Raw genomic sequence first — 18,196 nt, forward strand, 5'->3', positions numbered from 1 at the left:
AATAATATAATTATTAGCATTTTGGAACGACTTTTTATTCATATGAAAGAATTTGATACTATAGCAGCAATAGCTACACCAATAGGTGAAGGTGGAATTTCTATAATAAGAGTTTCAGGTAAAAATTGTTTAGTAATAGTAAATAATATTTTTAAATCAAAAAATCACAAAGATATTTTAGATATTAAGCCATATACAATGAAATATGGAAACATAATAGATTCAAATGGTGAAACTCTTGATGAGGTTATAATTAGTTTTATGAAGGGACCAAAGAGTTTTACAGCTGAAGATACTGTTGAAATTAATTGTCATGGTGGTATTTTGGTAACTAAGATGATTTTAGAAGAGGTATTAAAAAATGGAGCAAGGCTTGCTGAGCCAGGAGAATTTACAAAGAGAGCATTCTTAAACGGAAGAATAGATCTTAGCCAGGCAGAGGCAGTTATGGATATAATAACATCAAAAACTGAAAAGAGTATGAAAGCTGCTATGATGCAAGCAGAGGGAAGAGTTTCTAAAGAGATTAATAGACTTAGAACTAAACTACTTGAAATTATAGCGCATATAGAGGCTACTGTAGACTATCCAGAAGATGATCTTGAAGAGATGACATCTGAAAAGACATACGAAGAAATATCAAAAATTTTAAAAGAGATAAATGAGTTAATTTTAACTGCTGATGAAGGCAAAATATTAAGAGAAGGCTTAAAAACAGCTATTGTAGGCAAACCCAACGTGGGAAAATCTTCGTTATTAAATTCATTATTAGAAGAAAAAAGAGCAATTGTTACAGAGGTTGCGGGAACAACTAGGGATGTTATTGAAGAACATTTAAATATAGCAGGGATTCCCATTAAATTAATTGATACTGCAGGTATAAGAGAAACAGAGGATATTGTAGAAAAAATTGGTGTGGAAAAATCAAAGAAGAAGATAGAAGAAGCCGATTTGATAATATTTATGTTAGATTCTAGTGAAAGTTTGGATGAAAAAGATTTAGAAATAATTAAATATATTAAGAATAAAAAATATATAGTATTACTGAATAAAGTAGATTTACCTAAAAAATTAGACTTTAATGATTTAAGAGATATAGAATCAAAAAATATAATTGAAATATCAGCTAAAAGTGGTTTTGGAACACAAAAATTGAAAGAAAAAATTGAAAAGATGTTTTTTAGAGGAGATATTAAGATAAAGGAATATATCATCACAAATACTAGACATAAAGCTGCATTAATAAGGGCTAAAATTAATTTGGAAGATGCAGAACTTGCTATAAAAAACACTTCAGCTATAGATTTAGCTTCAATTGATATTAGAAATGCGTGGCATTCACTAGGGGAAATAACTGGAGATACTTTAGAAGAAGATTTAATAGATAAGATATTTAAAGATTTTTGTTTAGGAAAGTAGGTGTTTTAAGTGATTAGATATGATAGTGATAGTTTTGATGTAATAGTTATTGGAGCAGGTCATGCAGGCTGTGAAGCAGCATTAGCCTCAGCTAGAATTGGAGCAAAAACATTAGTTTGTACAATGAATCTAGATAGCATAGCTATGATGCCATGTAATCCTAATGTAGGAGGAACGGCCAAAGGTCATTTAGTTAGAGAAGTAGATGCTCTTGGTGGAGAAATGGGAGTAAATATAGATCATACTTTTATACAATCAAAAATGCTTAATTTATCAAAAGGTCCTGCTGTACATTCGCTTAGAGCTCAAGCTGATAAAAGAAGATATTCAGAAAGAATGAAGGAAGTTCTTGAAAATCAAGAAAATCTATATATTAAGCAAATAGAAGTGGTCAGTATCGACATACAAAATGGTAAAGTGAAAGGTATTCTTACTAAAAACGGTGCATATTTTGATACTAAAGCAGTGGTATTAGCTACTGGAACTTATCTTAGATCAAGGATAATAATAGGTGAAGTAAATTATAGCGGGGGTCCAAGTGGATTATTTCCAGCTAATGAGTTGTCCCAGAGTCTTATAGATGCAGGAATAGAGCTTAGAAGATTTAAAACAGGTACGCCTGCTCGTGTAAATAAAAGATCTATAGATTTTTCAAAAATGATTGAGCAGCCTGGTGATGATATAATTACACCTTTTTCTTTTATAAGTGAAAATATTGATAGAAACCAAATACTTTGTTATTTAACGTACACTAACGATAAAACACATAAAGTAATAATGGACAATATACACAGATCACCTTTATATAATGGAAGCATAAAAAGTGTTGGTCCAAGATATTGTCCATCAATAGAAGATAAAGTGAAAAGATTTCCTGATAAAAATCAGCATCAGATATTTATAGAGCCTGAAGGAGAAAATACAAATGAAATGTATGTTGGAGGCTTATCTAGCTCACTTCCAGAAGAAGTTCAATTGAAGGTAATTAGAACAATTAGTGGACTTGAAAATGCAGAAATAATGAGAACAGCCTATGCTATAGAATATGATTGTATTGATCCCACTCAATTGAAATTATCGCTAGAATTTAAAAATATAGAAGGATTGTTTGGAGCAGGACAGCTAAATGGAAGTTCTGGATATGAAGAAGCTGCTTGTCAGGGACTTATAGCTGGAATAAATGCTTCTTTAAAAATAAAAAATAAAGAGCCTTTAATACTTAGTAGATCAGATGCCTATATAGGGGTATTAATTGATGATCTAGTTACTAAAGGAACAAATGAACCATACAGAATGATGACATCTAGAGCGGAATATAGGCTCCTTTTAAGGCAAGATAATGCAGATATAAGACTTACTGAAATGGGATATAGAATTGGACTCGTAAGTGAAAAGAGATATGAAGTATTTACAAATAAGAAAAAAGCTGTTGATGAAGAAATAAATAGATTAAAGAAACTGCAAATCACTAACAAAAGAGAAGTAAATTCATTTTTAGAAAGTGTTGGTACTGCAGCGTTAAGAAAACCAATTAGTTTATATGAATTAATAAAAAGACCAGAATTAGATTATAGTATAGTAAAAGAATTAGATGAAGAGAGACCAAAGCTGCCAAAGGATATAACAGAAGAAGTAGAAATCATGACTAAGTATGAAGGCTATATTTATAAGCAATTAGAGCAAGTTGAACAGTTTAAAAAATTTGAAAATAGAAATATACCTAGTGAGTTGGATTATGAGATGGTAAAGGGGCTGAGAACCGAAGCAATTCAAAAGCTTAGTAAAATGAAACCCACTAATTTAGGCCAGGCTTCAAGAATTTCTGGAGTGTCGCCTGCAGACATATCCGTACTTATGATTTACTTAGAACAATATTTTAAATTAAAATCAAAGTAAATTATAAACACAAAATTGTATTTTAATTAAAGTATTTAGTCAAATAGGAGGTTATATGGAACATTTTGATATAATGAATATAGCATGTGAAAAAGTAAAAGTAGAATTCAATGAAACTAAATATAATAAATTTATAAAATATAAAGAAATGATAAAAGAGTGGAACGAAAAGATTAACCTTACGGCCATTACTGAAGATAATGATATAATTCAAAAACATTTTATTGATTGTATAGAAGCTTTCAAATTTCAATATTTAAAAGAGGCTAAAAACTTAATTGATGTTGGAACTGGCGGTGGATTTCCAGGAATTCCCATAAAAATACTTAATGATAATATCAATGTTGTTTTGCTTGATTCACTAAACAAAAGAATAAATTTTTTAAATGAAGTTATTAGTGCGTTAGAGTTAAAGGATATAAAAACAATACATGGAAGAGCAGAAGATTTTGCAAAGGATAAAGACTATAGAGAAAGCTTTGATATAGCTACATCAAGGGCTGTAGCAAATATGACGGTTTTAAGCGAATTTTGTATTCCATATGTAAAAGTTGGCGGATATTTTTTAGCGCTTAAAGGGCCTGCAATTGAAGATGAATTAAAAGAAGCTAAAAATGCTATAGGAACCTTAGGTGGTAAAATTCAAGAAATAATAGAAGTTGAGATTGAGAATAGTGATATAAAACATAACTTAGTTATTATAAAGAAGATAAAGGCAACGGATATTAAATATCCTAGGAAAGCAGGAATGGTTACTAAAAAGCCAATTAGATAAAAAATAAAAAACTTACTTATAAAAAAGAAGGATTTTATTGATTTATGAAGAAATGAACTATAATGAAATATTATATAAGGATGGTTTAATATGGTTAACGACAATATACTATATATAGAAATGGATTGCATTTATGCTAATAGATATCAGCCTAGAAAGTATTTTGATGAAAAGGCTTTAAATGAATTAGCACAATCAATAAAAAATTATGGTATAATACAGCCATTATCAGTAAGAAGAGATCAACTTGGAAAATATGAAATTGTTGCTGGGGAGAGACGTTTTAGAGCAGCAACTATAGCAGGATTAAAATCTGTACCAGCTATAGTAGTAGACATATCAGATAGTGAATCAGCAGCTATTGCATTACTAGAAAATCTTCAAAGAGAAGATTTGAATTTTGTAGAGGAAGCAGAAGCTTATTATAATTTAATAAAAGAACATGGATATACTCAAGAGAAGCTTGCATTAAGTATAGGTAAGAAACAATCTACTATTGCTAATAAAATTAGAGTACTAAAATTGGATGCTGAACTTAGAAAAATAATTTTAAAAAACTCACTAACTGAAAGACATGCAAGGGCATTGTTGAAATTACCAAATATAAAACTACAAAAGAAAATTTTAAAGACCATAATTAATCAAGGATTAAATGTAAAAAAAGCAGAAGAATTGATAGATAAAGAATTATTAAAAATAAATAATGCTGATATAGCTGCAGATGGTAAAAAAAGAATAAAGGGAATCTTTAGTCCTAAGGTATATATAAATACTATTAAACAAGTTTTTGATAAGTACGGAATTAATGCTAATTATAAATCTAGAGATTTAGATGATTTTATAGAAGTTACAATTAAAATTCCTAAAAATGTTGTTTCACGTGAAACAAATAAAAAGCAATAAAATTCATATCACCAAAAAAACAACTAGTTTTACTAGTTGTTTTTTTGGTGATGCAGCTATTTAAAGATAAATTTCTATATATTTTTTATAAATGTTTTGTAAAAGCTATTTATAAAGCAAATATATGATATTATAATGATATTAGAAGTTAAATGACATTTTAATAAATACTATAAAGAGGAAAGAGGTGAAATTGATGAAAATAGTAAGTATTTTCAATCAAAAAGGAGGTGTAGGTAAGACTACAACTAATATAAATCTATGTGCATATCTTGCAATGAAGGGATATAAGGTACTGACAATAGATATAGATCCACAAGGTAATACGACAAGTGGGTTAGGATTTGATAAAAAAAACATACATAAATCCATGTATGAAGTCATTACATCAGATGAAAAATTAGAAGATGTTATATTAAAATCTGAATTGATTGATAATTTTTATATAGCACCTTCAACACTTGAACTTGCTGGTGCTGAAGTAGAAATAATCAATGCTATGAGTAGAGAATCAATATTAAAAAACAAAATTGATGAAATATCTAAAGATTATGATTATGTATTTATAGATTGTCCCCCATCTCTTGGTTTACTAACCATTAATTCATTATGTGCTTCAGACAGTGTTTTGATTCCAATACAGGCTGAGTTTTATGCATTAGAAGGAGTAGGTCAGCTTATTAATACAATACATCTGGTAAAGAAAGCACTAAATAAAAACTTGGATATTGAAGGCGTTATTTTAACGATGTTCGATAATAGGACAAGACTATCAAATGAAGTTTTTAGTGAAGTGAAAAAATATTTTGATAACAAAATTTATAATACATCAATACCTAGAAACATAAGACTTGCTGAAGCACCTAGTTTTGGACTACCAATTTTGCTTTATGATGAAAAGTGTAGAGGCGCGCAATGTTACAATGAATTGGCTGAGGAGTTTTTAAGCAGGCAGAAGGAGTGATTTTATTATGAATAAAAAAGGTGGGTTAGGTAAAGGTCTTGGGGCATTAATAAATCAGAATATGGTAGAGGAAGAGAACTCTGGTGTAAATATTATACCGATTAATCTTATTAAACCAAATGCACAGCAGCCCAGAAAAAATTTTGACGATGAAAAAATCAATAATCTTTCAGAATCTATTAAAGAACATGGAATTATTCAGCCTTTAGTTCTAATAAGAGATGGCGATAATTATATTATTGTTGCGGGTGAGAGAAGATGGCGAGCTGCTAAAAATTTATCATTAAAGGAAGTTCCAGCAGTTATAATGGAATTAAGTGATAAGGAATTATTAGAAGTTTCACTTATAGAAAATATACAAAGAGAAGATTTAAATCCAATTGAAGAAGCTTTAGCATATAAAAAATTATTAGAAGAGTTTAAATTAACGCAAGAACAATTAGCAATAAAAGTTGGCAAGTCAAGAACTGCAATTACAAATTGCATAAGACTACTAAATTTAGATGAAAGAGTACAAGGATATTTAATTGATGAAGTTATCTCAGAAGGTCATGCAAGGACACTCTTAGGAATTGAAGATAAAAATTTACAATATGAGTTAGCACAAAAAATAATAGATGAAAAATTAAGTGTTAGAGAGACAGAAAGACTAATAAAAAAATTACAGGATAAGCATGAAAAGAAGACTACGGAAGGTGACAATCAAAAAATTCAAGTGTACATAGATGACATACGTGATAAATTAGAAGTAATGTTTGCAACTAAAGTTAATTTAAAGAATAAAAATAGCAGAGGAAAAATTGAAATAGAATATTATTCAAATGATGATTTACAGAGAATACTGGAAATATTAAAAATATAATGTTTCACATGAAACATTGGAATTATGAAGGGACGAATTTAAATGCAAAATATTTTACAATTGTATAATGAATTTGGAATATATATATCTGGAGGATTACTCCTACTTATTTTAATATTATTTATAATCATAGTTGCAAGTAAAAGATCAATTAAGAGAATTGATAATAGATTGAAAAAATTAACAAGGGGAATAGACAATACTAATATTGAAGAATTAGTTAAATCGTATATGGGTAAAGTAGAAGAGTCTGTAAGAGAAACGGATGAAGTAAAAAAGATGTATCTAGATATACAAGGTAAAGTCAATCAGTGTATACAAAATGTATCGATAATAAGATATAAAGCATTTGATGATGTAGGAAGTGATTTAAGTTTTTCAATAGCAATGTTAGATAATAATAAAGATGGTGTTGTTCTTACAAGTATATATGGAAGAAGTGAAAGTACAACTTATGCAAAACCTATTGATAAAGGAATATCAAGGTATGACTTATCATCGGAAGAAGAAACAGTATTAAAAAATTCTATAAATAAAATATTATAAAGTGAATATAAAAATCTCCTGTTGGAAATAATATACCATGGGAGGTTTTTTATTATGAAGATATGTATATCAGATGAGCTAAGAAATGTAAAATTAGAATTAAAAAAAAGAGGATATGAAATAGTTAGCATGAATTCAAATAATGAATGTGATGCTATGATATGTGATTTGAAAAATGGTGGTTTACAAAATATAAACTGTGAGAATAATATAAAAAAAGATGGTATTCTTATAATTGATATAGGAAGTAAAAGCATAGATGAAATAGAATATATACTTAAGAACAGAATATATTCCTCATTATTTTGATGAATAATAAATTTTTTAAATAACATTATTATATAAAATAAAAACTATTACTAATATTCCTGTTTTTTAGTAATAGTTTTTTATGTTATTTTAAATAAAGTTTTTAAATGGTAATGATGAACTAATACATTTATTTTTTACTCCAACTGTTTTAATTATAGAATGATAAATTCCTTTTGATATAATTTCGGCTAGATGCATAACTGTAAATAGTCTTGTATTTTGAAGTACCATAAATTCTAAAGCACCAGATACATTTACTATTCCGGTAATACTTAAGTCTCCGATAGGTGGAAGATTTTTATGAACTGCAGCACCTGGAAGAATTGGTTTACTCTCAACTATTATATTCCCTACGTTTTCAACATTGCCAAGGCATGCATCAATAGCTACTATATAGGGATTATTATATATTTTTTTTATCTTATCAACTGTGGAACATATATTTTTAGCATGTATCGGTGATTCTAAATTACCATATAAGAATACTTGATTTCTTACTAAAAAATTAAGTTTATCTCCAACTAACGGTCCAAGACTGTCACCTGTAGAACGATCAGTACCAATACATAAAAAAATTATAGGCCTTTCTTGCATTAAAATTTCAGAAATTTCCTTGGACAACAAATCTCGAAGTTTAGAAATAGAATTAATTTCATTAGAATTAACCACAGTTCTTTCAATCATAAAAAAAACCTCCTTTTTTAGATAATATCCAAAAAGAAGATTTTTTATACTACAATATATCCAAATTTTTAAATATTTTATAAAATAAAACTAAAAACATACAAAAGAATATACCGGAGATTCCTCCAGCTTCAAGACCTATAAATAAAGCAGCTAAAGCAGCAACTGGATGTATCCCCATGGTTGAAGATACAATCTTTGGTTCGATAATTTGTCTTATTATAGAGATTACAGCATATGCTACTAGAAGACCAACAGCTGTAAAATAGTTGCCTGAAATAAAGTAAATTACAGCAAGAGGTATATAAATAATGGCAATACCAACAATTGGGAGAAAATCGCAAATAGCTGTAATAATAGCCAATAATAAAACATAATTAACATTAAGGACTGCATAAGCTATAATTGTTTCAACAAAAGTTATACCTATAATTATAAGTTCTGAAAGCACATATTTTCCAAGCATCTTTTTTATATGAGTGAATGCATTAAGGATTTTATCTGTTTGATGCGTTGGAAGAGAGTCCGCAAATTTAACTTTAGCAGTAGATAAATCTTTTGTAAAAAAATATGTAGAAACAAAAGTGAAAATTATAACCATAGCGACATATGGAATATATGAAAAAAATGTTAAAATGTAAGACATAACTTTCCCAGAAATATTTACCGTTGTACTTAAAGTTTTTGTAGCATAACTAGAAAAATTTTGTTCAATAGTAGATGAAATAGATGGATCTAAGTTTTTGTAAAATGATTGCAAATTTGTCATTAACTTATTAATCTTAGGAGATATATCTGTTACATAGGTTTGAGCATTTTTTGTTAAAGTAACAATTTCATTAGTTACAGAGGCTATAGCAAATACAAATATCAGAATAATTATCGCTGAGAAAATTGTTGTTGTTATAAAAGCTGCCATTGAATTTTTTAACTTAAATTTTTTTATAAGAAAATTTGTTGGTTTTTGAAATGCAATTGCAAATATTAATGCAAGTACAAATGGTAAAGTATAACTTATTGTCTTGAAAAATACAACAAAAACAAGAGTATATATTACTACAAAAATTATTGTCTTATCAAATCTTTCTAGAAATTTATCCAAGTAAATCAATCCTTCCATAAGAAAATTTTTATGTGTATCCATAATGTGTTTAATATATGAAAATCAGAATAAATATAAAGTCCCCAAAATATAAATGCAAAACCGGTGAGAATTATACCCCACATCAAAAATGAAACAGTACCTTTGGTCTTTTTTGGTGATAAAATATTAAAACCTTTATATGCTAAAAAGTTTAGTAGAGCAAACCAAAGAATCATTCCAATAATTATAGAAATGATAAATACATAATATGCAAATTTATTTATATGATACCATGCTTTTAAAACAGTTCCACTCATGGTTAACCAAATGGATGGGGTCATGGGATTTGTTGCAGTTATCATAAAGCCAGTAACAAAAGAAAGTGAGGATATATTTGAATTCTTCATAAATTTTGTAATTAAATTTTCATTTCCGTTATGGTTTATTAATGAATTATATCCAATAAAAGATAACAATAAACCTGAAATAATCCAAAAGAAACCCTCAGTATGTCGATTTCTATTTAATAGGTTTGCTAGACCAGCATTTATTAGCAAAAGATAAAGCACATCAGCACTTATAGCACCTAGAGAAACCTTTAGTCCTTCCCAGTAATTTTTGGATACAGTTCTCTTCACAGATTCAATTCCACCAGGACCAATGGGGATAGACATTACAAATCCAGTCGCAATACCAATAACGACTGATTTGGTTAGTAGTATAAGCATGTTCATAAATTTACCTCATTGATGTTATTTTATATACACGTTAATAGATAGTTTAATATAATAACAAATATGTATATGGTGTATTATAACATAATTATAAACATGATTTCGTATATTAAACAAAATTATATTGATAGCTTAATTGTTATTGCTTACATATATAAAATTAGTAATACGTATACCACTTTTATAAGTAGTTTATATAAAATCTATTTTATGTTATATTATAATAAAAAAATATTAAGGCGGTTTTTAAATGTTAAGTAAGTTATCAATAACTTCTTTAGGAAATTTTGATTTGGGTAAAATTAGCAGTGAAAGTTTTAATATTAATAAGTTTTTAGATAATTGCCTACAAATAGTTATTATATTAGTAGTAATGTATATTGCAGTTAAATTAGGAAGCAAAATAATTGAAAAAACATTAAAAAAACAACAAATTATGTTTTCTATAGATGAAAAGAAGTCAAAAACACTTATAGCTGTTTTGAAGAGTATACTTAGATACACAGTATATTTTTTGGGAATAATGGGTATATTCAGTACGGTAAGTTTAACAGCAGCCAGTATTGGTGGAGTTACTGTAGGACTTGCATCGCAAAGTCTTATTAAGGATGTTATAAATGGTATTTTCATACTTTTTGAAAACCAATATACAGTAGGTGAAAATGTAACAATAGAACAAAAGGCAGGAATAGTTGAAAGCTTAGAGTTAAGGGTTACAAAAATAAGAGATTTCAATGGAGATTTACATATTATACCTAATGGATCTATAAAAAATGTTACAAACCATTCAAGAGGAAATATAAGAATAGCAGCCAATATATGTGTTGATTATAGTGAAAATATAGATAATGTATTTAAAATAATAAATGAAGCCTGTGAAAAATTTGCTAATGAGGCAGAGCAGGACATAATAGAGAAACCAAAGGTTTTTGGAATAACAGACTTTAAGGCTATAGGTATAAACGTGATGATAGTAGGTAAAGTTAAACCTTCAACTCAAGGAACTAATGAAGTTGAACTTAGAAGGTTTATTATAAAAGAATTAAATCAAAACAATATAAAATTAGCTTCTAATAATTTGGAAGGTACGGGGAGGTAAAAATGAAAAATTTTAATTTGGGTGATATAGTTAAAATGAAGAAACAACATCCATGTGGCATAAATGCTTGGGAGATAATAAGAACGGGAGCAGACATTAAAATAAAATGTACAGGTTGTGGACGTATAGTTATGATTCCAAGAAATAAATTTGAAAAAGATTTAAAACAAATTTTAGAATCAAAACAAGAAAATAATGAATAAAAGATTGAAATGTGTTAATAATTATGATATAATTAATTGTTGAAATCCCTGCTGTATAAAATATACAGCCGTAGACCAGGGGGAGGAGGTGAATCTAATGAGAAAGTATGAAACTCTATTTATATTGGAACCATCATTAGACGAGGAAGCTGTTAAAGCTGGCGTTGAAAAATTTAAAGGTGTAATTGAAAATGGTGGTGGAACAGTAGATAACGTTGATGCTTGGGGCAAGAGAAAACTTGCTTATGAAATAAAGAAAGTTAACGAAGGTTACTACACTTTAATAAATTTCACAGCTGATACTGAATTACCAAAAGAATTAGATCGTGTATTCAGAATTACTGACGGTGTTATAAGACACTTAATAATAAGAGAAGAAGAATAATTTAGTGGTGGTGTTAAAATGAATAAAGTTGTTTTAATAGGCAGACTGACTAAAGACCCAGAGCTTAAGTTTACTCCGGGAAGTGGAAATGCTGTTGCCACCTTTACTATAGCCGTTGATAGAAGACTTCCCAATAAAGATGGCGTAAGAGAAGCTGATTTTATCCCAATAGTAGTATGGGGTAAACAAGCAGAGTCTACAGCTAACTATATGAGCAAAGGAAAACTTATAGGAATTAGTGGTAGAATACAAACTAGATCCTATGAAGCTAAAGATGGCACAAGAAGATATGTAACGGAAGTAGTTGCTGAAGAAGTACAGTTCCTTGAATGGGGAGGAAACAAAGCCTCAACAGGAAGGGATGAATATCAATCTAATTCAATGAATAATGATATGAATCAATCAAGTATTGGAGCAGATATTACTCCTATAGATGATGGAGATATACCATTTTAAAATTTTTGGTAAGGAGGAGAAAAAATGAGCAGAGATAATGGAAATAGCAGAGACGGAAGAGATGCTAAAAAAGGCGGTCCAAGAGGAAGAAGAATGAAGAAAAAAGTTTGTTCTTTCTGTATGGAAAAGGCTGATCATATAGATTATAAAGACATAAACAAATTAAGAAAGTATATCACAGAAAGAGGAAAGATTCTACCAAGAAGAATTTCTGGAAACTGTGCAAAACATCAGAGAATGTTAACTGAATCTATTAAGAGAGCAAGAAACATAGCTTTATTACCATTCACAACTGAATAAAAAAGTAAAAAACCAGTTTTAACTGGTTTTTTTTATTGTAAAATTTAATTGAACTAAGATTAATTTAAAGGTTATTATTGCATATTTAATTTATAGGAATATAATAAAGTGTGGGATATAATAAATATCTCTACATTTAAACAAATTTTTATAAAATAGGAGTGGTTTATTCAATGGACAGTGGCCCCGAATTTAGCTTTATAAAATTAAATAATATTAAAAGGGTGTACTTACATACATAAACTACAGTAGTGCATTCTTTTGATGTAAAGAGGAGGATGTACTATGGAAATGAATAGTTTTTATTTAAGCAGAGTCCTAGGAAGTAAGGTTTTTAATAAGGATAGAGAAATCTTAGGTAAGATAAAGGATATTGGAGTTATAAATAAACTAAAAAATCCAAGAGTAGAGGCAATAAAAGTAAAAACTTCAAAGGGCATATTAAATTTGAAATGGAAAGATGTATTTGTAGAAAAAGAAAATGGTCAATATGTAATGACTATTAACAAAATTGAGGAAATTGATTTAGATGATGTTATGTTTTTAGGTCAACATGTATTGGATAAACAGATAATCGATGTAAATGGCAGAAAAGTTGTTAGGGTAAACGATATAAGGTTATTAAATCATGGATCCAGCGTTTTTGTTGTTGCAGCAGACATTGGAACTGAAGGAATTTTAAGAAGAATTGGCATTGCTAAACCTATAGTTAGAATGGGTTTTAAGATTTCTTCAAAGCTTATATTATGGAATGATGTAGAGACAATTTTTAGAGCAAATGAAAATATAATGTTATCAAAAACATATAACAAATTATCAATACTCCACCCATCAGATTTAGCTGATATTATCGAAGATTTTGATGAGAATACTGGTATGATGATTTTTTCAAGTCTTGATAATGCTAAGGCAGCAGATGTACTTGAAGAGATGGAGGAAGATAAGCAGCTTAATTTTATAAAAAGCTTGGATACTGATAAAGCAGCAGATATACTTGAGGAAATGCCGGCAGATGAGGCAGCAGATATTTTAGATGGATTAAGCGAACTTAAAGCTGAAGAACTTCTTAATAACATGGAAAAAGAAGCTTCAGAAGAAGTAAGGGGCCTTTTGGAATATGAAAGTGATGAAGTTGGAAGTCTTATGTCTACAGAAATTGTAGCATTGAAATACGATTTAAAAGTTGAAAAGGCTATTTCCATATTAAGAGGAATGAGGCCAAATGAAGACGAGATGTATTATATATATGTTGTTAATAATAGGAATAGACTAAAAGGAGTAATTTCCTTAAGGGACATCATAGTTGCTGACCCTAATGAAAGTCTAGAAAAAATTATGAATAAAGAGTTTCCATATATATATGATAAAGATGATTTACATGATTTAATAAAAATAATTTCGAAATATAATTTAATGGCAATACCAGTTACTGATATTGATAAGAACTTAATTGGCAATGTTATTATTAATGATATAGTTTATGAGATGTTAAAGAAAAACAAAAGAATAGGTTGAATTAGGAGGTAGAAGACATGGAATTAAATAAAAGAGATACAAGACTAAAAAAAATCCTCCTTTTTCTAAGTATTTTAGGCCCAGGAATTATTACTGGAAGCGTTGATAATGATGCTGGAGGAATCACAGCTTATTCAATTGCTGGATCTACTTATGGGTACAAACTTATATGGACTCTAATTCCAGCATTTGTTGTTCTTTTAGTTGTTCAAGAAATGAATGCAAGGATGGGAATAGTTACAAAAAAAGGATTGGCTGATTTAATAAGAGAAAATTTCGGAGTTAGGATAACTTTTTTTATATTTTTAGGACTCATAATTGCAGATATAGGTAATACAGCAACAGAGTTTGCAGGAGTAGCAGGGAGCATGCAAATCTTTGGGATATCTAAATATATCTCAGTACCAATAGGAGCTATTTTAGTTTGGTTTCTAGTTGTTAAAGGAACATATAAATCAGCAGAAAAAGTTTTTCTAATATTCAGTGTTTTTCTGTTGTTTTATATTATATCTGCATTATTATCGCATCCTGATTGGAATCAAGTTACTAATGCTATAGTAAAACCATCTATGGACATGAATGCTGCTAGTATAAGCACTGTAATAGGTATAGTTGGTACCACTATAGCACCATGGATGCAGTTTTATATGCAATCTTCAGTAATTGAAAAAGGAATAAAGATAGAAGAATATAAATATGAACTGGTAGATGTGGCTATAGGGTGCATAATCACTGTAGTTGTTGCATTTTTTATAATGATAGCTTGTGCAGCTACACTTAACAAAAATGGCATAACTATAAATGAAGCAAAAGATGCAGCCGTTGCCTTAAAACCGTTAGCAGGACAGTTTGCATCAGCAATTTTTGCATTTGGACTTTTAGTTGCATCAATATTTTCTGCTACAATACTTCCAATAGCAACAGCTTTTTATATTTGTGAAGCTTTTGGTTTTGAAGCAGGTATGGATAAAAGCATGAATGAAGCACCACAATTTTATACATTATTTACAGCTATAATGGTTATAGGAGTAATAATTATACTTATTCCAGGATCACCATTGATTCAAATTTCTGAAGCCACTCAGGTAATAAACGGAATATTACTTCCTGTTGTTTTAGTGTGCATGATGCTAATGGTAAATAATAAAGAGGTTATGGGCAAACATGTAAATAATTATGTTGTTAACATTATTGGATGGGTGACAATTATAGTATTAATAGTATTAACAGCAATGCTAGTTTTTCAACCCTTATTAGGAAAATTCTTTTAGATAAAAAAGGTGAGATGTATGTTATTTGATATAAATTTAGATGGTAAGACGCCAAATTATATACAAATAAAAAATTATTTTAAAGATATGATACTTAGAGGTATGCTTCAAAAAAGTGAAAAATTGCCATCTACCAGGGAATTATCATCGATTCTAAAAGTTAGTAGAAATACAATAATAACAGCATATGAATTTTTAGAGGATGAGGGGTTTATACACATAAAAAAAGGCAGAGGTGCCTTTGTAAATGAAATCCATATAAATAGATTAGATGAACTCACTATAACATGGGAAGATAAACTGACAGATTATGCGGTTAAAGCGGAAAAACTTGATATAATGAAGCATGAGGTTTTATATAAAAAAGGTATGATTTCTTTTAAAAGCATAGCACCCGATGAAAATTTATTTAATATGGAAGATTTTAAAAGAGCATTTTTAAATAGAGTTTCATTAGAAGGAAATAAAATTTTAAATTACGGCTATGCGCAAGGATATAAGCCTTTAATTGAATATTTAATTAAGTATATGGAGAGTAAGGGTGTTAACTCTCAAGGTAAAAGTATATTAGTCACAAATGGATTTACAGAGGGCATGGATTTAATACTGGCATCACTTACGAGCCCTAAGGATACTGTTATAACTGAAAATCCAACTCATAATACAGCAATAAAGCTTATGAAACTCCATGGGCTAAATATAATCGGAATAGATATAGATAAAGATGGTATGGATATAGAGTTACTTAAAGAAAAATTAAGAGAAAATACAGTGAAATTATGTTATATCATACCATCTTACCATAATCCAACTAGTATCGTTACACCTTCACAAAAAAGGGCTGAAATATACAATGCATTGAAGGAATTTGAAGTTCCAATCATAGAAGATGGCTTTAATGAGGAGCTTAGATTTACAGGAGCGCATATAGCACCAATAGCAGCTATGCAAGGAGAAGGAAACAGCGTAGTATATATTGGTAGCTTTTCTAAAATACTTTTTCCTGGTCTTAGAATTGGTTGGATACTTGGAGATAACAAACTTATTTCAATGCTTGAAAGTGTTAAAAGAAGTAGAAATATACACACCTCTTTTTTAGATCAAGCAATTTTATATGAATATCTTAAAGAAGGCAATTTAGAAAAATACGTAAAAATAATCAGAAAAGAATATAAAAATAAATACAAATTTGCACTAAATTGTGCTGAAAAATATATAAAATATAGTTCAATTTATGGTGAGGGGGGTATGCATATATTTATAAAATTAAAGGATTTAAATGCAAGAGATGTTTTAAATGAGTGTGTTAACAAAAATGTAATATTTACACCGGGAGATATTTTCTATGTGAATGGAAAAGGCAAAGATACCTTGAGGCTTGGAATATCAAGAAACTCCATAGAAGAAATTGAAAAAGGATTTAAGATTATCGGAGAAGTTATAGACAGTTTACATAAAGTACCATTGCACTAGAATAGTAAAATTGACTATAATAAAAAAGATTAAAAAATATAGGTGGGATATTAATGAAGAAGAGATTTATAATAAGCGTTGCGATAATTATGAGTGTTTCTTTAGTTGGATGTGGTTCATCGACTGGAAGTACTAAAAGTAGTACAAAAACAGTAGAAACAAAGCAGACGTCTACTGTAAACGATGAAGATATATTAAAACCAATTGAAGGAAAAGTAAAAGCTATAAATGATAAAAAAATTAATGATTACCTGTCTAGCTTCATAAAGGAAACCGATACATATAAATCAGAAAAAAATGAGATGACTAGGTATTTGCAAAACTATACAGTAAAGGCAAGTATTGAGGATGAAAAGGTACTTAATAGAACTAGTAAGGATGCACAGATACAATATGTTGTTAACACAGAAAAAGTTAAAGGTCCAAGTTTTCTTGATAGTAAGGCGCTTTATGTAAGCAATTTAGAAAATGTAAATGGTGAATGGAAGATAAGTTCTGAAAATATATTAAAAATAGAGTACAAAAATAATATTTTCAATACTGTATATGACAATATATCGGCACTTAATAAAAAAGATATAAATGCTTATATGGCAACAATAGACCCTACTGATACAAATGTGTATAGTAAATTTAAGGATGATCAGTTAGATAGATTTGATAAGAATGATTTAACATATACTTTAGAGTCAGCAGATATAATTGGATCACTTGATGACAAGGACACTGCAGTTCAAGTTGTAGAAACTGTTGTTAAAAATGATGATTCAGATTATCAGAATAACAGAACAACACTTATGTATCAGATAAAAAAGGTTCAAGGTACATGGAAAATATATAAGGTTGAAACAAAGAAAACAGAAAATATAAATTAGATAAAAAATGAGAGGATGTTTCAATATTTTGGGATATCCTCTTTTAATTATGATATGTTTTCGTATATAATTGGAACTAACTCACAATATTAAGAAATTGCGAAGTACCTGGTTAAAGATTTTTACTCTACTACGTAAGGTAAAAAGGTGAAAGATTGCCAGAGTGGCAAGATTAAAGAATTAACGGTAATGCCGTTAATGGTGAGAGAATTTGCTTTCAGCAAAAGGGTTAGGATGATTTTTCTTAGCTATGCTGCGAAAAATCTTTGAACTTAAATTTATAAATCTAAAGTATTTTGTACTTCATTTTTTTGACCGAAGGTCGTAGTGTTTATAACATATTAACTTAATAATATGAATACAAAAGGCTACGCCTAAAAGCAAAACCTACGATTAAAACATATTGTAGAGTTATCTTAGTATATAAATTTAAATTCATT

The 18,196-nt window shown here is 28.8% G+C and carries 20 protein-coding genes and 1 pseudogene; 18 read left to right on the forward strand and 3 right to left on the reverse strand.

Going from position 1 to position 18,196, the window contains the following annotated elements:
• The first annotated feature begins 42 nt into the window (after positions 1 to 42).
• The 8 genes from mnmE to B8978_RS17150 all read left to right on the forward strand — a co-directional run bounded on the left by mnmE (position 43) and on the right by B8978_RS17150 (position 7,674).
• Complete coding sequence (gene mnmE / locus B8978_RS17115) at positions 43 to 1,419, forward strand: tRNA uridine-5-carboxymethylaminomethyl(34) synthesis GTPase MnmE (RefSeq protein WP_084117528.1); 1,377 nt, start codon at positions 43 to 45, stop codon at positions 1,417 to 1,419.
• 12 nt (positions 1,420 to 1,431) lie between these two features.
• The gene (gene mnmG / locus B8978_RS17120; protein ID WP_084117529.1) at positions 1,432 to 3,315 is read left to right on the forward strand and encodes a tRNA uridine-5-carboxymethylaminomethyl(34) synthesis enzyme MnmG; all 1,884 of its coding nucleotides are present in this window, start codon (positions 1,432 to 1,434) and stop codon (positions 3,313 to 3,315) included.
• Between the two features lie 55 nt (positions 3,316 to 3,370).
• Positions 3,371 to 4,090 carry a 16S rRNA (guanine(527)-N(7))-methyltransferase RsmG gene (gene rsmG, locus B8978_RS17125; protein ID WP_084117509.1) on the forward strand — a complete coding sequence of 240 codons (720 nt, stop codon included), beginning with the start codon at positions 3,371 to 3,373 and terminating at the stop codon, positions 4,088 to 4,090.
• Positions 4,091 to 4,180: 90 nt separating this feature from the next.
• Positions 4,181 to 4,993, forward strand: a complete 813-nt coding sequence (gene noc / locus B8978_RS17130; RefSeq protein WP_084117510.1) for a nucleoid occlusion protein — start codon at positions 4,181 to 4,183, stop codon at positions 4,991 to 4,993.
• Positions 4,994 to 5,189: 196 nt separating this feature from the next.
• Positions 5,190 to 5,957 carry a ParA family protein gene (locus B8978_RS17135; protein WP_084117511.1) on the forward strand — a complete coding sequence of 256 codons (768 nt, stop codon included), beginning with the start codon at positions 5,190 to 5,192 and terminating at the stop codon, positions 5,955 to 5,957.
• 7 nt (positions 5,958 to 5,964) lie between these two features.
• Positions 5,965 to 6,819 (forward strand): ParB/RepB/Spo0J family partition protein, encoded by an 855-nt coding sequence (locus B8978_RS17140; protein ID WP_084117512.1) that lies wholly within the window; start codon positions 5,965 to 5,967, stop codon positions 6,817 to 6,819.
• Between the two features lie 42 nt (positions 6,820 to 6,861).
• Positions 6,862 to 7,365: a DUF4446 family protein gene (locus tag B8978_RS17145; protein ID WP_084117513.1), complete on the forward strand. Its 504-nt coding sequence runs from the start codon at positions 6,862 to 6,864 to the stop codon at positions 7,363 to 7,365.
• A gap of 54 nt (positions 7,366 to 7,419) precedes the next feature.
• Positions 7,420 to 7,674 (forward strand): YkuS family protein, encoded by a 255-nt coding sequence (locus B8978_RS17150; protein WP_084117514.1) that lies wholly within the window; start codon positions 7,420 to 7,422, stop codon positions 7,672 to 7,674.
• A 90-nt stretch (positions 7,675 to 7,764) separates the two neighbouring features.
• Here the strand turns inward: B8978_RS17150 and yyaC are convergent, their stop codons facing one another.
• From yyaC to B8978_RS17165, 3 genes are read right to left on the reverse strand one after another with little or no spacing between them, the layout of a single operon-like run.
• Positions 7,765 to 8,361, reverse strand: coding sequence for a spore protease YyaC (gene yyaC, locus B8978_RS17155; protein WP_084117515.1), 597 nt, complete (start codon positions 8,359 to 8,361; stop codon positions 7,765 to 7,767).
• Between the two features lie 49 nt (positions 8,362 to 8,410).
• Positions 8,411 to 9,481, reverse strand: coding sequence for a sporulation integral membrane protein YtvI (ytvI, locus tag B8978_RS17160; RefSeq protein WP_242950591.1), 1,071 nt, complete (start codon positions 9,479 to 9,481; stop codon positions 8,411 to 8,413).
• Positions 9,469 to 10,179, reverse strand: coding sequence for a LysE family translocator (locus B8978_RS17165; protein WP_084117517.1), 711 nt, complete (start codon positions 10,177 to 10,179; stop codon positions 9,469 to 9,471). Before B8978_RS17165 ends, ytvI begins: the two co-directional genes overlap by 13 nt.
• A gap of 250 nt (positions 10,180 to 10,429) precedes the next feature.
• On the opposite strand from B8978_RS17165, the gene B8978_RS17170 reads away from it, so the two are divergent.
• From B8978_RS17170 to B8978_RS20435, 10 genes and pseudogenes are all read left to right on the forward strand, one after another.
• Entirely contained in the window at positions 10,430 to 11,278 is an 849-nt protein-coding gene (locus B8978_RS17170) for a mechanosensitive ion channel family protein (RefSeq protein ID WP_084117518.1), read from the forward strand.
• A 2-nt stretch (positions 11,279 to 11,280) separates the two neighbouring features.
• Positions 11,281 to 11,481 (forward strand): DUF951 domain-containing protein, encoded by a 201-nt coding sequence (locus B8978_RS17175; RefSeq protein WP_084117519.1) that lies wholly within the window; start codon positions 11,281 to 11,283, stop codon positions 11,479 to 11,481.
• Positions 11,482 to 11,578: 97 nt separating this feature from the next.
• Complete coding sequence (rpsF, locus tag B8978_RS17180) at positions 11,579 to 11,866, forward strand: 30S ribosomal protein S6 (RefSeq protein WP_084117520.1); 288 nt, start codon at positions 11,579 to 11,581, stop codon at positions 11,864 to 11,866.
• A gap of 18 nt (positions 11,867 to 11,884) precedes the next feature.
• Positions 11,885 to 12,209, forward strand: a pseudogene (locus B8978_RS17185) (single-stranded DNA-binding protein); the annotation flags it as partial.
• A 137-nt stretch (positions 12,210 to 12,346) separates the two neighbouring features.
• Positions 12,347 to 12,622: a 30S ribosomal protein S18 gene (gene rpsR / locus B8978_RS17190; protein WP_084117522.1), complete on the forward strand. Its 276-nt coding sequence runs from the start codon at positions 12,347 to 12,349 to the stop codon at positions 12,620 to 12,622.
• A gap of 285 nt (positions 12,623 to 12,907) precedes the next feature.
• Positions 12,908 to 14,137 (forward strand): magnesium transporter MgtE N-terminal domain-containing protein, encoded by a 1,230-nt coding sequence (locus B8978_RS17195; RefSeq protein ID WP_084117523.1) that lies wholly within the window; start codon positions 12,908 to 12,910, stop codon positions 14,135 to 14,137.
• Positions 14,138 to 14,154: 17 nt separating this feature from the next.
• Positions 14,155 to 15,408, forward strand: coding sequence for an Nramp family divalent metal transporter (locus B8978_RS17200; RefSeq protein ID WP_084117524.1), 1,254 nt, complete (start codon positions 14,155 to 14,157; stop codon positions 15,406 to 15,408).
• An 18-nt stretch (positions 15,409 to 15,426) separates the two neighbouring features.
• Positions 15,427 to 16,881: a MocR-like pyridoxine biosynthesis transcription factor PdxR gene (gene pdxR / locus B8978_RS17205; RefSeq protein ID WP_084117525.1), complete on the forward strand. Its 1,455-nt coding sequence runs from the start codon at positions 15,427 to 15,429 to the stop codon at positions 16,879 to 16,881.
• Between the two features lie 53 nt (positions 16,882 to 16,934).
• Positions 16,935 to 17,756 (forward strand): hypothetical protein, encoded by an 822-nt coding sequence (locus B8978_RS17210; RefSeq protein WP_084117526.1) that lies wholly within the window; start codon positions 16,935 to 16,937, stop codon positions 17,754 to 17,756.
• A 147-nt stretch (positions 17,757 to 17,903) separates the two neighbouring features.
• The gene (locus B8978_RS20435; RefSeq protein ID WP_278327138.1) at positions 17,904 to 18,026 is read left to right on the forward strand and encodes a hypothetical protein; all 123 of its coding nucleotides are present in this window, start codon (positions 17,904 to 17,906) and stop codon (positions 18,024 to 18,026) included.
• Positions 18,027 to 18,196 lie beyond the last annotated feature (170 nt).

The organism is Clostridium acidisoli DSM 12555 (genome assembly GCF_900176305.1).
In the GTDB taxonomy this organism is placed as follows: domain Bacteria; phylum Bacillota; class Clostridia; order Clostridiales; family Clostridiaceae; genus Clostridium_I; species Clostridium_I acidisoli.

Excerpts from the sequence above, each read along its gene's own strand:
- B8978_RS17200 (WP_084117524.1), top strand. The coding sequence starts at position 14,155 with ATGGAATTAAATAAAAGAGATACAAGACTAAAAAAAATCCTCCTTTTT.
- B8978_RS17195 (WP_084117523.1), top strand. The coding sequence starts at position 12,908 with ATGGAAATGAATAGTTTTTATTTAAGCAGAGTCCTAGGAAGTAAGGTT.
- ytvI (WP_242950591.1), bottom strand. The coding sequence starts at position 9,481 with ATGGAAGGATTGATTTACTTGGATAAATTTCTAGAAAGATTTGATAAG.
- B8978_RS17170 (WP_084117518.1), top strand. The coding sequence starts at position 10,430 with ATGTTAAGTAAGTTATCAATAACTTCTTTAGGAAATTTTGATTTGGGT.
- pdxR (WP_084117525.1), top strand. The coding sequence starts at position 15,427 with ATGTTATTTGATATAAATTTAGATGGTAAGACGCCAAATTATATACAA.
- noc (WP_084117510.1), top strand. The coding sequence starts at position 4,181 with ATGGTTAACGACAATATACTATATATAGAAATGGATTGCATTTATGCT.
- B8978_RS17135 (WP_084117511.1), top strand. The coding sequence starts at position 5,190 with ATGAAAATAGTAAGTATTTTCAATCAAAAAGGAGGTGTAGGTAAGACT.
- mnmE (WP_084117528.1), top strand. The coding sequence starts at position 43 with ATGAAAGAATTTGATACTATAGCAGCAATAGCTACACCAATAGGTGAA.
- rsmG (WP_084117509.1), top strand. The coding sequence starts at position 3,371 with ATGGAACATTTTGATATAATGAATATAGCATGTGAAAAAGTAAAAGTA.
- B8978_RS17210 (WP_084117526.1), top strand. The coding sequence starts at position 16,935 with ATGAAGAAGAGATTTATAATAAGCGTTGCGATAATTATGAGTGTTTCT.
- B8978_RS17175 (WP_084117519.1), top strand. The coding sequence starts at position 11,281 with ATGAAAAATTTTAATTTGGGTGATATAGTTAAAATGAAGAAACAACAT.
- B8978_RS17150 (WP_084117514.1), top strand. The coding sequence starts at position 7,420 with ATGAAGATATGTATATCAGATGAGCTAAGAAATGTAAAATTAGAATTA.
- rpsF (WP_084117520.1), top strand. The coding sequence starts at position 11,579 with ATGAGAAAGTATGAAACTCTATTTATATTGGAACCATCATTAGACGAG.
- B8978_RS17140 (WP_084117512.1), top strand. The coding sequence starts at position 5,965 with ATGAATAAAAAAGGTGGGTTAGGTAAAGGTCTTGGGGCATTAATAAAT.
- rpsR (WP_084117522.1), top strand. The coding sequence starts at position 12,347 with ATGAGCAGAGATAATGGAAATAGCAGAGACGGAAGAGATGCTAAAAAA.
- yyaC (WP_084117515.1), bottom strand. The coding sequence starts at position 8,361 with ATGATTGAAAGAACTGTGGTTAATTCTAATGAAATTAATTCTATTTCT.
- B8978_RS17145 (WP_084117513.1), top strand. The coding sequence starts at position 6,862 with ATGCAAAATATTTTACAATTGTATAATGAATTTGGAATATATATATCT.
- B8978_RS17165 (WP_084117517.1), bottom strand. The coding sequence starts at position 10,179 with ATGAACATGCTTATACTACTAACCAAATCAGTCGTTATTGGTATTGCG.